A 12,704-nucleotide genomic window follows, 5' to 3' on the forward strand; every position below is an offset into this window, starting at 1 on the left:
TCAGAATTAATTTCCTATATTTGCAGTTCATTTTTCGGAGATTGAATTTATCCAATAGAGTCATGAGCGAATTAATAAAATTAATAGAGGACGAATACAATGAAGTGAGAGGTCAATACCCTGACTTCAAAGCTGGTGACACCATCAATGTGCACGTAAAAATTAAGGAAGGAAACAAAGAAAGAATCCAGCAATTTCAAGGAGCTGTTATTCAGCGACGAAATGAAGGTTCAAACGGTGAAACATTCACTGTAAGAAAGGTTTCTAATGGCGTGGGGATTGAAAGGATTTTCCCAATTTTGTCTCCTAACATCGATAAAATCGAAGTTATAAGAAAAGGTAAAGTAAGAAGAGCAAGATTGTTCTACTTAAGAGGAAGACAAGGTAAAGCTGCTCGTATTAAAGAGTTAAAAAGATAAGGGACTTAAAGTCTACTAGATATATAAAAGCCATCTCAAAAGAGTTGGCTTTTTTTGTACATAAACTTTTAGGGACCAAAAAAAACCTTTCAATTAATATTAAACTAGATCCTTTTGGCATTTAGAAAACCGTTTTTTCTTCCTATAACGTGACAAATAGTCAGCCTCAGTGTTTTTTTCTTCTTCAGGTATAAAATTTGATATTGCATAATAAACCCTTCTAGTTTTTCCTTTCTTTCGGAAAAGAAAATAAAAGAAGAAGTAGCTAAGCGTATTGAATTTGATAATTTGCAATTTATATTGCATGATTCGTTAAATAGCTAATTAGTACTTTTTCCGTTAAGGATGTATAGAGCATGAGTAAAACAGTGAATTTCTATAAATACCAAGGAACAGGGAATGATTTTGTCATGATTGATAATCGTGAGCATGTCTTTGATCCAAAAGATCATCAATCTGTACAAAAGCTTTGCGATCGAAAATTTGGGATTGGCGCAGATGGCTTAATTTTAATACAATCTCACGAGGTATATGATTTTGAAATGATCTATTTCAATGCAGATGCTTCTCAAAGCATGTGTGGAAATGGAGCCCGTTGTGCGGTACAATTTGCCAGATTTCTAGGTATTATCTCAGATCAAACGACTTTTCTTGCCATTGACGGGGTGCATAAAGCCTTTGCTAAAGAGGACCTGATTCACCTTAAAATGGGAGATGTAAAAGAGGTAAACCATTATGATGAAGATATGTTTATTGATACGGGATCTCCTCATCATATTCGCTTTGTCGATGATTTAAAAACCTACGATGTGTACGAAAAAGGAAAAGAAGTACGATACGGACAACCCTACGGACAGAAAGGAACCAATGTTAACTTTGTGGAATCCTTAAACGATCAAGAAGTTTTTGTTCGAACCTATGAAAGAGGGGTGGAAAACGAAACACTTTCATGTGGAACAGGGGTTACTGCTGTTTCTTTGGCAATGAGTTATAAAGGCTATCAAAGCCCTGTATGCATACAAACTCCAGGAGGCGATTTACAGGTTTCCTTTCAAAAGAAAGGTGATAATGTATTTGAAGAAATATACCTTATTGGACCTGCAAAACAGGTTTTTCAAGGAAAAATCACTATTTAATACCCCCTAAGACAAACCCAGGAGGTTGCTCGTTATATTATTGTAAAATAATTATAGAAAATCGGTTGTGAAGTATATAGTAAAATTCGGTTTTCTTTCGTTTGTTTTAATAAAGCAAGGATAACCGATTTTCATTTCCTTGTTTTCTAAAAAAAGAATTTAACTTTAGGCAATAAATAAAAAAAGAAATTTAGAGATACGATGTTTAATGTTTTTACAAAAGGGCTTACGAAGATTTTTGGTACAAAATCTGACCGTGACGTAAAAGAAGTCATGCCCTATGTGAACCTGATAAAAGAAGAGTTTGAAAAACTTCTGTCCATTTCTGATGAAGAACTTAGGGAAAGATCTAAGCAAATAAAAGAGCGAATTGCTGAAGACCTAAAAGAAATTGATGATGAAATCGCCGCATTGACTCAAAAAGTTGAGGATCAACCTGACCTAGATATTCATCAAAAAGAAAGTATTTTCAACAAAATCGACAAGCTGGAGGAGAAAAGAAACGAAGAATTGGAAAAGGTTTTGGAAAAAGTGTTGCCAGAGACCTTTGCCATTGTTAAAGAAACAGCTCGAAGATATAAGGAAAATGAGAAATTAGTGGTATCGGCTACCCTTCACGATAAAACCATTTCCGCTCAAAAGGATAATGTACAAATTGATGGGGAAAAGGCCATCTGGCATAACAGCTGGGATGCAGCCGGAAATCCAATTACCTGGGATATGGTCCATTATGACGTACAGCTTGTAGGTGGCGTTGTACTTCATCAAGGCAAAATTGCTGAAATGGCCACAGGGGAGGGTAAAACCCTTGTTGCTACCCTACCTGCATTTTTGAATGCATTGGCAGGAAGAGGCGTCCACGTCGTAACCGTAAACGACTATTTGGCCAAAAGGGACTCCGAATGGATGGCTCCTTTATTTGAATTCCACGGTTTAACGGTTGATTGTATCGATAAATACCAACCTAACTCTCAGGAACGAAGAAATGCTTATAATTCCGATATTACTTATGGTACGAATAATGAGTTTGGCTTCGATTACTTGCGTGACAATATGGCTCGCGACAAAGAGGAATTGGTACAACGAAGGCATCACTTTGCTATGGTCGATGAGGTGGACTCTGTATTAATTGATGAAGCCCGTACACCGTTAATCATTTCTGGTCCTATTCCAAAAGGTGACGAACACGAATTTTATGAGTTGAAGCCAAGAATTTCCAAGTTGGTAGATGCGCAAAAGAAATTGGTCGGCCAGTACTTAGCAGATGCCAAACGCCTGTTAAAAGAAGATGACCAAAAAGAAGGTGGGTTGGCCTTGTTCAGAGCTTTTCGTGGTCTTCCAAAATATAAGCCTTTGATCAAGTTTTTGAGTGAAACCGGAAATCGGCAAATTCTTCAAAAAACAGAGAACTTTTACCTTCAGGATAATGCCAAAATGATGCCTGAAGCTGATAAACCGCTCTTCTTTACCATTGATGAAAAGAGTAATGCGGTGGATTTGACGGAAAAAGGAATCGACCTGATTACCGGAGAAGGGGAAGATCCAAAGTTCTTTATCATGCCGGATATTGGAACGGAAATCGCCGAGGTAGAGAATAATGCGGAGCTTTCCGAAAAAGAACAATTGGAAAAGAAAGAAGCAATTATTCAAGATTATTCGGTGAAGGCACAAAGGGTCCACTCGGTAAACCAATTATTAAAAGCCTATACTTTATTTGAGCGTGATACAGAGTATATCGTAGTCGATAACAAAGTAAACATCGTAGATGAGCAGACTGGCCGTGTAATGGAAGGTCGTCGTTATTCAGATGGTTTACACCAGGCCATTGAGGCAAAAGAAAACGTTAAAGTAGAAGACGCTACCCAAACTTACGCCACTGTTACGCTTCAGAATTACTTCCGTATGTACCATAAGTTAAGTGGTATGACAGGTACAGCCATTACAGAAGCGGGCGAGTTCATGGAAATTTATAAACTGGACGTAGTGACCATTCCTACCAACCGACCAATTCAAAGAGCGGATCGGGAAGACCTTGTTTATAAAACCATGCGTGAGAAGTTCAATGCTGTTGCGGATGAAATTGTGAAACTAACACAAGAAGGACGACCTGTACTTGTGGGTACTACTTCAGTGGAAATTTCTGAAGTGGTCAGCCGTATGTTGAACTTAAGAAAAATTAAACACCAGGTATTAAATGCCAAGCAGCACCAACGTGAAGCAGAAGTGGTAGCTGAAGCAGGAAAACCAGGTACGGTAACCATTGCCACCAACATGGCCGGTAGGGGTACAGATATTAAATTAACCCCTGAATCAAAGGCAGCAGGAGGATTGGCCATTATTGGTACAGAACGCCATGAATCTCGTCGTGTAGATCGCCAGCTTAGAGGTCGTTCTGGTCGTCAAGGAGATCCGGGTTCATCCCAATTCTTCGTTTGTTTGGAAGACAACCTGATGCGTTTGTTCGGTTCGGAACGTATTGCCAAACTGATGGACCGTATGGGACTCGAGGAGGGAGAAGTGATTCAACATTCCATGATCACCAAATCCATAGAACGGGCCCAGAAGAAAGTGGAAGAAAATAACTTCGGAACACGAAAACGCTTGCTGGAGTACGATGACGTAATGAACTCCCAGCGTGAGGTGATTTATAAAAGAAGGAGAAATGCCCTCTATGGGGACAGGCTGGATCTCGATATCATGAACATGATTTATGATACCTCTGAGGATATTATAACCACTGCCAAAAACCTAGAGGACAACGATAACTTTAAGTTAAATGCATTAGGAACTCTTGGTACGCAGCCCGCAATAAAAGAAAATGAACTAAAAGAGCTGAAAGCAGAAGAGCTTACCGAAAAGCTTTATGAAGAAGCATATGCCCATTATCATGAAAAAAATCAAATGATAAAGGACAAAGCCCTTCCAGTTTTAAAGGACTTGCATGCAAAACGTGGAGCTACAGTCAAAAACATCATGGTTCCATTTACCGATGGAATCAAGCAAATTGGAGCATTGGCAGATCTGGAAAAAACACTTTCTACTGATGGATCAGAATTGGTGAAGTCCATGGAAAAAATGATTTCGTTGGCCATCATAGATCAAACCTGGAAAGAGCACCTTCGGGATATGGATGACCTGAAGCAATCGGTTCAAAATGCCGTTTACGAGCAAAAAGACCCATTATTAATTTATAAATTTGAGGCTTTCGAACTCTTTAAGTCTTTTGTAACAAAAGTGAATACTGAAACCGTGTCATTCCTAATGAAAGCTGACCTTCCGGTTCAGCAACCAGAGCAGGTTCAGGAAGCACAAAGTATTAGAAGGAGGCCTGCACCTTCACGGTTAAGGGAGTCCAAGGAAGACAGCGGCTCAGTACTGAGTAACAATGGAAGTGGCAGCGCGGCTGGTCAGCAAACGCAACAAGCTGCTGAAAGACAAGCTCCGGTGAAATCTGAAAAAGTTGCAGGACGAAACGAAAAAGTAAATGTCCAATACATGGATGGCACTATTAAGAAAGGAGTGAAGTTCAAAACTGTGGAAGAGGACGTGAAAAATAATCGTTGTGTAATTATTGAATAATCTTCTTTATGGTTAATTGACTAAGATATACTTTTAAAAGGAAGCTTATAAGTTGAACATTTTTATAAGCTTCCTTTTTTTTGTAACTATGCCAGTTAACAGACTAATTACCAGATTGCAGAGAGAGAAATAGATCATCAATGGAAAAATTGAAGCCTTAAATATTCTTTAGAAACTGAAGGAAATTAATTTTTAGAAATGAAATCGAATGATTTAGTGATCTCTTTTCTACCAAGTCAAAATGGCTTTATTAAATTTTTTAATTCGTAATTAATAAAAACTATGCGCAGCGCATTGGTATGGATAACAATCGTTGGAATCTTTTTTAGCTGTTCCAACAAAATAAGCAAGTCAAAATCTACTTCTGCAAAATACGAGGAAGATCTGGCAGTATATCGACCTCAATTTGATGGGAAAAAGATTGACAACCCCAAAATTGACGAAACTAAGGAAGATGACGCAACCGAAAAAGTAATTCCCGAGCATGATGTTACCGCTCAATTAAATGCTACTCTGGATAGTATTGCCAGCTTTAATCAACAGTTAGGATATGTTGACGGATACCGAATTCAGGTATATATTGGACAAAGTCGGGAAAAAGCTATTGAAGTGAGAAACAAGGTGTATACTTTATTGCCTTCTTCGCGTCCAGAAGTGGAATACAATCAGCCAAATTATAAGGTTAAAGTTGGAAAATTTTTCAATCGTCTGGAGGCTCAAAAAATGTATACGGAGTTAAAGGCCGATTTCCCAAATGTGATAGTTGTTCCACAGCGAATCCAATTGGGGGAAGATTAAAAGTTCATTTAATAAAGAAATGAAAAGGAAAGATGGGATTGAAAGATCGAATAAAACAACTTGCAAAAGAATATGCTGAGGAGATAATTGCCATTAGAAGACATATCCACAGTAACCCTGAATTATCCTTTCAGGAATTCAACACCTCCAAATTTATAGCTTCCAAATTACAATCCTTTGGTTTAGAGCCTATAGAAGGTGTAGCTGGCACGGGATTAACCGTCCTTATTGAAGGAAAAAACCCCAAGAAAAAAGTGCTTGCCCTTCGGGCAGATATGGACGCCCTTCCTATTAATGAAGCTAACCAAGTCAGTTACAAATCAAAAAATGAGGGAGTAATGCATGCCTGTGGGCATGACGTACATTCAGCATCTTTATTGGGTACAGCTAAAATATTGCAGGAGATTAAGAACCAGTTTGAAGGGACGGTAAAGCTGATCTTTCAGCCTGGTGAGGAAAAACTTCCTGGAGGCGCCTCTTTAATGATAAAAGAAGGAGTATTGGAAAACCCTAAACCGGCAGGAATTATTGGGCAACATGTAATGCCCTTGGTACCAGTAGGAAAAGTAGGTTTCCGTGAAGGGATGTACATGGCAAGTGCTGATGAGTTATACCTGACAATAAAAGGCAAAGGAGGGCATGCCGCTCTTCCTGAGATGAACATTGATCCGGTTTTGATTGCATCTCACATCATTGTGGCTTTACAACAGATTATTAGCCGAAACTCTAGCCCAAAAATTCCTTCAGTGCTTTCTTTTGGAAAAGTAACGGCCAATGGAGCCACCAACATAATTCCTGAAGAAGTAAAAATTGAAGGAACTTTCCGTGCCATGAATGAAGAGTGGCGTGCCGATGCGCATAAAAAAATGAGAAAAATGGCAGAAAATATCGCCGAAGGCATGGGAGGAGAATGTGAGTTTAAAATACTAAAAGGATACCCTTATCTGAAAAACAACCCACAGTTAACCGCCAGAGTTAGAAAAGAGGCAAAAGATTATATGGGAGAAGAAAATGTAGTAGATTTGGACCTTTGGATGGGAGCCGAAGATTTTGCTTTTTATTCTCAGGAAACAGACGCCTGTTTTTACCGTTTGGGTGTACGAAATGAAGAAAAAGGAATCGTTTCAGGTGTTCATACTCCTACCTTTGATATAGATGAAAGCGCCCTGGAAATAGGTACAGGGCTTATGGCCTGGTTAACGATTCAGGAATTATCTTTCCCATAAATAATGTGGGGACTTATAATTTTGTGCCTCCCACCAACAACATGTCATTTTAAAGTGAGGGGTTTAAAATGAGGGGAAGAATGTAGTATTTATAACTCTTCACAAATAAATGCCAATTGGCGAAGCATAAAATAAGGAAGTTTATAAAAATGAATAATTAGGAATATTTTTATTCATCACTTTTTGAATTTAACCCCTTCCTCAAACTGCAATTTTTTAACGGCATTTAAATTATTTAACAAATTCATAACAATGAACTTATAAATAATTGATAGTTTTCACGTTCTTTCTTGGTAAATTTGAAGTCTAAAACAACAATTTCATTGTTTTGGATTTATGTTTCTTTAATAATTTCTATTTCTCCAATTATTTGATTTGAGAAAGGTAGGTTAGTTTAACTCCAAAATAAAAACCTGGAGTTAAATTAAGGAATATTTCAAACAGCTTTATGAAGGACCGGTTGATAGCATTAAATAAGCATTCAGGCCTGAAAATAGCCCGACAGTTATTGCAGCTATTGTTAATAATGGTTTGCTTTCTGTTTTCTGTCCGGGTAATAGGTTCTGCCTTTGGCCAGCTGGGAGAAGAGATGATTCATGCAATCATTGACGCTACTTCCAACCCTTTTGTAAGCTTGTTTATAGGAATAATTCTTACAGCCATGATTCAGAGTAGTTCAACATCTACTTCAATGACTGTAGCTTTTGTGGCCTCTGGAGTAATTGGACTTGAGCAGGCTGTACCATTAATCATGGGAGCAAACATTGGGACGACCATTACCAGTTTAATTGTCGCCCTAGGATTTATTAATCGTAAAAGAACTTTTCGAAAGGCCATTGCGGTAGGCACTCTGCATTCTCTCTATAATGTCTTTTTAGTATTGATTCTTTTTCCTCTGGAAATGCAATTTGGGTTATTGTCATCTATGGCTCAAAATATTTCTCAGAAGGTTCTTTCTTTTCCGGTACCTTCGATTGGAAATATTTTCATTTTTAAGGGCTCATTTTTCTCCAAATTAAGTGAGATGATTTCCTCAATTGGAAATGGTTATTTCCTTTTATTAGTAGGAATTACCTTGTTGGTATTGTCCCTGAAGATGATTACGAAGATAAGCCGTAATGCCTTGATTGGCTCTTCAGGAAGAGAGTGGTTTGATGGAATGTTCCAAAGGTCAGAGAAATCCTTTGGATGGGGCATTTTTTTCACAATGGCATTACAATCAAGCTCTGTAACTACCTCCATTTTGGTTCCCCTTGTGGCTACCGAAAAGATACAGGTAAAAAATGCTTTTCCCTTTATCATTGGAGCAAATCTGGGGACAACAATCACAGCGTTATTGGCCGCTTTTTTTGGTATTCAGCAAGCAATGCCTATAGCCATTGTCCATCTGTTGTTTAATGTTACGGGAGTATTGCTTTTTATGCCTTTGGGAGGGATTCGTCAATTGTTAGTGAATTTTTCAGGAATCGCAGGGCGTTTTGCTATGAAATATCGGCTTTCGGTATTTGTTTATATCTTTGTTATCTTTTTTGCCCTACCTTTTGCTCTGATATATTTTAACCATTCAAAAGAAGAAGTCAGCTCTTCAAAAATGATTTCAAAACCATCCATATTTAAAGTAGAGAAGACTACAAAACCTCCTCAAATAATTTCTTAGAGGACTCCCAAAAAAAATTCTTCTTGATTAATATAGTAAAACGGGCAAATACCCCCTCATCCATTTTTTATTATTCCTTATTCATATTAATCCATTGTGCATTTTGTGAAGTTTTCATTTTTCTATTATTTGGATTAACCTTACCTTAACAGTTCGGTTGTTATGATTCTTTTATAAGGGATTTTTTCTGCCAATGTTTAATCAATAAAGTCTAAGTTGGATAAAAAACGGAAATTAATTGACCTTTTAAATGTCGATGAGTTATTAAAACCATTGATGGGTTTAATAGAGGCCAAGATAGAGTTATCGTTGCTCGACATAGAGGAAAGAGCCATTGATATATTAGCAAAACTGTTGTCGTTTTTGATAATGGGAGCACTTCTTACGAACGTTTTAATCTTTGGCAGTTTTGCGTTGGGGTATTTTTTAAATGATTTGCTTTCGAGCAATTATTTAGGGTTTTTAATCATCACAGGATTTTACCTGCTAATTTTTATAGTATTGTATTTAATTCGGAAAAAAGCAGCATTTAAAGATCTTATTTTTAAAGCACTCACTAAACCAAATCATCAATCAAATGAGAAACGGAAATCATGAGGGGGCACCTCGTGGCTTACAAGCCAAAAGAGAACGATTAATGAAAGCCTCGGACGAATATAAGGCCAGATTTGGGGAGCAGGTAGATGAGATTGTTGGAAATGTAAAACAAAATGCGGAAAAATGGGGAAAAAACCTTTTAGTAATATCAGCCACTCTAGCGGTTTCATATGGGTTATTTAAAGCTTTTACAGGCGAAAAAAAAGGTGAAAAAGAAATCTCACCAGGTAAAAACTTGGTAAAGAGCAATAATTATCCTGTTATTGTTAAACCTGAAAGAGAATCTACTATTGTAAGGGCCATTAAAGAAAATATAGCCTTATTTTTGTTGAGTGAATTAAAAAGTCAATTAATAAAGCTAATCGAAAAGAGATCAAAAAGTGCAGAAAAGTAAGATCCTAAAACTTCTTTACCGTAAAAAGCGCATTGGACAAAAATCCTTTGCCATTTTAATTGATCCCGATAAAGTCGAAAAACCGGAAAGTTGTTTAAGGCTCATTGAAATGGCAGCGGAAAATCAGGTCGATTTTTTTTTTGTAGGGGGAAGTTTAGTAACCAGTGATTCCCAGGCGGGAATTATTGATTTGATCCAAAATAATTGCGATATACCAGTCATTTTATTTCCTGGAAGTCTAATGCAGCTGAACTTTTCTGCTGATGCTCTTTTATTTCTTTCCTTAGTATCAGGGAGGAATCCTGACCTTTTGATCGGACAACATGTTCAGGCTGCACCTTTACTCAAAAAAAGTGCATTGGAGATCTTACCCACTGCCTATATGCTAATTGATCCAGGCCACCCTACTTCAGTTTCCTATATGAGTCAAACCGCTCCCATTCCAAAAGATAAACCAAGTCTAGCAGCCAGCACAGCACAGGCCGCTGAATTGCTTGGAATGAAGTTAGTTTACATGGATGCCGGAAGTGGGGCAAAAGAAAACATTTCTGAGGAAATGATCCATACCGTAAGTAAATCTTTGGACATTCCTTTGATCATCGGGGGAGGAATAAACAGTATAGAAAAAGCAGAGAAGGCTTTCAAGGCAGGTGCCGATCTTATAGTAATAGGAAATGGGATAGAAAAAAACCCCAATTTAATAATTGGGGTTTCCAATATAGTTCATTATTGGAAAAATTCTCCATTAAACGTTTAGTAAAGATTCCCTTCGTCTCATTTTCCCTGCCGGTATACCAAACATCATCTTAAAACGGCGACAAAAGTAAGCAGTGTCTTTATAACCCACTTCTTTTCCTATATCTCGAATACTCTTTTTAGTAGCTCTAAGCAGGTTAACAGCCTGTTCCATGCGCTGATATTCGATATAATCTTGAGGGTTTATTCCTGTCAGCATTTTGAAATATTGCCCTACATAATCTTCAGAAACATTAGCCACACTTGCCAACTTCTTATTGGAAAGGTCACCACCTAAATTATCTTTAATGTAGGCGAAAATGCCAATTAAACGTGGATCTTTAAAGTAGGTGCTATTTGTAGCTAATTGCTCTACGAACAACCTATTACGAATGATATGTCGAATAATTTCAACTACCAGGTATTCTGTATTTAATTTAATTACTCTTTGTTTTCCTGCTTCCTCCGAGCTGTTTTCCAATAGAATACTATGGATAATTTGTACTACCTTTTTATTATCCCTGATTACAAACGGAGGAATATCTAATGAAGCGAAAAAGTTTACAGAGTCAAATACCTTTGAATCAAATGAGATGTAACTAAAGCTATCCACTCCAGCCGGATCTCTGTAATTATAGGACTTAAGGTATTTTTCCTTGTTGTTGATAAAATCATCATGAGAGATTGTAAAAACACCACCACTACCATAGGTTATTTTTACTTGTTTCCCTCCAGGAACAAAAAGTATTTCCCCTTCCTTAACCAATTCATCATTTTCTCCAAAACGGATTTCTCCCTTGTTGACCATAAGAACAGTGTTCTCCACATCATAAATACGGTCAACGGAAACCGGCTGCAAGATCCTGATATTGTTGGATTTTACAAACCTAACCCCTAAGGACTCAATGATTTTATTGTAGTCTTCCATAGTTTAGTTAAAATAGCTTAATGAGACGAAAAAAATTAACCATTATAAAAATAGTACAATAAAAGATAACAAATAATTACCGACTGTTGGCCAAAAGCACCTCCTCGATTGCTAACAAATAGAAAGAAAACTTTGATTTTTATTTTCTATTTTAGCAAAGATCTGGCAATGACTATTTTCTGTATTTCTGAAGTACCTTCGTAAATTTGAGTGATTTTTGCATCTCTCATTAACCTTTCTACATGGTATTCTTTTACATATCCATAGCCTCCATGAATCTGAACGGCCTCCACGGTAGTATCCATGGCAACTTGAGAAGCATACAGCTTAGCTTTTGCGCCAGCCTCAGAAAAATCCTGTTTTTGATCTTTCAACCAGGCTGATTTTAAACACAACATCCGGGCAGCTTCAATTTGAGTGGCCATATCAGCTAATTTAAATTGAATAGCTTGGTGTTTGGCAATTTCTACTCCAAATGCTTTTCTTTGTTTGGAGTACTCTAATGCCAATTCATAGGCTCCAGATGCAATACCAAGTGCTTGAGAAGCAATTCCTATTCTTCCCCCGTTCAAGGTATTCATAGCGAAAGTAAAACCAAACCCATCCTCTCCAATTCTATTTTCTTTGGGAACTTTCACATCACTAAACATCAATGAGTGTGTATCAGAACCTCTGATTCCCAATTTATTTTCTTTAGGACCTACTGTGAAACCCTCCATGTCTTTCTCAACAATTAAAGCATTAATGCCCTTGTGCTTCTTGTCAGGATCGGTCTGAGCCATCACAATATAAACTGAGGCACTGTTTCCATTGGTAATCCAATTTTTAGTACCGTTTAAGAGGTAATGATCTCCCTTGTCGACAGCAGTAGTTCTTTGGCTAGTGGCATCGGAGCCGGCTTCGGGTTCCGATAAACAAAAAGCACCTATTATCTCCCCAGTAGCTAATCTCTTTAAATATTTCTCTTTTTGCTGTTCTGTTCCAAATTTTTCTAAGCCCCAGCAAACCAGTGAATTATTTACGGACATTACAACGGAAGCCGATGCATCGATTTTGGAAATTTCTTCCATTGCCAATACATAGGAAATGGTGTCCATTCCTCCTCCGTTATATTTTGGGTCTACCATCATACCCAAAAATCCCAATTCACCCATTTTCCGAACTTGTTCGGCTGGAAAAATTTGTTTCTCGTCTCGTTCAATAACACCCGGTAAAAGTTCGGTCCGGGCAAAATC

Annotated in this window: 11 protein-coding genes; 9 read left to right on the forward strand and 2 right to left on the reverse strand. The window is 37.6% G+C overall.

All coding sequences use genetic code 11. The features are described 5' to 3' along the window. Positions 1-62 precede the first annotated feature (62 nt). The 9 genes from rplS to E1171_RS17785 all read left to right on the forward strand — a co-directional run bounded on the left by rplS (position 63) and on the right by E1171_RS17785 (position 10,563). Entirely contained in the window at positions 63-419 is a 357-nt protein-coding gene (gene rplS, locus E1171_RS17745) for a 50S ribosomal protein L19 (RefSeq protein ID WP_155207399.1), read from the forward strand. 356 nt (positions 420-775) lie between these two features. After that, positions 776-1,555 carry a diaminopimelate epimerase gene (dapF, locus tag E1171_RS17750; protein ID WP_155207400.1) on the forward strand — a complete coding sequence of 260 codons (780 nt, stop codon included), beginning with the start codon at positions 776-778 and terminating at the stop codon, positions 1,553-1,555. 201 nt (positions 1,556-1,756) lie between these two features. Beyond that, positions 1,757-5,134 carry a preprotein translocase subunit SecA gene (gene secA, locus E1171_RS17755; RefSeq protein ID WP_155207401.1) on the forward strand — a complete coding sequence of 1,126 codons (3,378 nt, stop codon included), beginning with the start codon at positions 1,757-1,759 and terminating at the stop codon, positions 5,132-5,134. Positions 5,135-5,416: 282 nt separating this feature from the next. Next, positions 5,417-5,932, forward strand: a complete 516-nt coding sequence (locus E1171_RS17760; protein ID WP_155207402.1) for an SPOR domain-containing protein — start codon at positions 5,417-5,419, stop codon at positions 5,930-5,932. A gap of 32 nt (positions 5,933-5,964) precedes the next feature. After that, positions 5,965-7,158 carry a M20 metallopeptidase family protein gene (locus E1171_RS17765; RefSeq protein ID WP_155207403.1) on the forward strand — a complete coding sequence of 398 codons (1,194 nt, stop codon included), beginning with the start codon at positions 5,965-5,967 and terminating at the stop codon, positions 7,156-7,158. A 448-nt stretch (positions 7,159-7,606) separates the two neighbouring features. After that, on the forward strand, positions 7,607-8,815 hold the full coding sequence (locus E1171_RS17770) for a Na/Pi symporter (protein ID WP_155207404.1): 1,209 nt from the start codon (positions 7,607-7,609) through the stop codon (positions 8,813-8,815). Between the two features lie 216 nt (positions 8,816-9,031). After that, entirely contained in the window at positions 9,032-9,412 is a 381-nt protein-coding gene (locus tag E1171_RS17775; protein ID WP_155207405.1) for a phage holin family protein, read from the forward strand. After that, complete coding sequence (locus E1171_RS17780; RefSeq protein ID WP_155207406.1) at positions 9,393-9,806, forward strand: hypothetical protein; 414 nt, start codon at positions 9,393-9,395, stop codon at positions 9,804-9,806. Before E1171_RS17775 ends, E1171_RS17780 begins: the two co-directional genes overlap by 20 nt. After that, positions 9,793-10,563: a phosphoglycerol geranylgeranyltransferase gene (locus tag E1171_RS17785; protein ID WP_187696524.1), complete on the forward strand. Its 771-nt coding sequence runs from the start codon at positions 9,793-9,795 to the stop codon at positions 10,561-10,563. The genes E1171_RS17780 and E1171_RS17785 overlap by 14 nt, the downstream gene beginning before the upstream one ends. Here E1171_RS17785 and E1171_RS17790 read toward each other — a convergent pair. Both E1171_RS17790 and E1171_RS17795 read right to left on the reverse strand, forming a co-directional pair. Next, positions 10,552-11,469, reverse strand: coding sequence for an AraC family transcriptional regulator (locus tag E1171_RS17790; protein WP_155207407.1), 918 nt, complete (start codon positions 11,467-11,469; stop codon positions 10,552-10,554). The two genes, E1171_RS17785 and E1171_RS17790, sit on opposite strands and share 12 nt — an antisense overlap. A gap of 146 nt (positions 11,470-11,615) precedes the next feature. After that, a partial coding sequence (locus E1171_RS17795) for an acyl-CoA dehydrogenase (RefSeq protein WP_155207408.1) occupies positions 11,616-12,704 on the reverse strand: 1,089 nt, incomplete at its 5' end.

Source organism: Xanthovirga aplysinae (assembly GCF_009711365.1).
GTDB lineage: Bacteria > Bacteroidota > Bacteroidia > Cytophagales > Cyclobacteriaceae > Xanthovirga > Xanthovirga aplysinae.

What these genes read in the sequence shown, in the direction of transcription:
- rplS (WP_155207399.1), top strand. Translation starts at nt 63, where the DNA reads ATGAGCGAATTAATAAAATTAATAGAGGACGAATACAATGAAGTGAGA.
- dapF (WP_155207400.1), top strand. Translation starts at nt 776, where the DNA reads ATGAGTAAAACAGTGAATTTCTATAAATACCAAGGAACAGGGAATGAT.
- secA (WP_155207401.1), top strand. Translation starts at nt 1,757, where the DNA reads ATGTTTAATGTTTTTACAAAAGGGCTTACGAAGATTTTTGGTACAAAA.
- E1171_RS17760 (WP_155207402.1), top strand. Translation starts at nt 5,417, where the DNA reads ATGCGCAGCGCATTGGTATGGATAACAATCGTTGGAATCTTTTTTAGC.
- E1171_RS17765 (WP_155207403.1), top strand. Translation starts at nt 5,965, where the DNA reads ATGGGATTGAAAGATCGAATAAAACAACTTGCAAAAGAATATGCTGAG.
- E1171_RS17770 (WP_155207404.1), top strand. Translation starts at nt 7,607, where the DNA reads ATGAAGGACCGGTTGATAGCATTAAATAAGCATTCAGGCCTGAAAATA.
- E1171_RS17780 (WP_155207406.1), top strand. Translation starts at nt 9,393, where the DNA reads ATGAGAAACGGAAATCATGAGGGGGCACCTCGTGGCTTACAAGCCAAA.
- E1171_RS17790 (WP_155207407.1), bottom strand. Translation starts at nt 11,469, where the DNA reads ATGGAAGACTACAATAAAATCATTGAGTCCTTAGGGGTTAGGTTTGTA.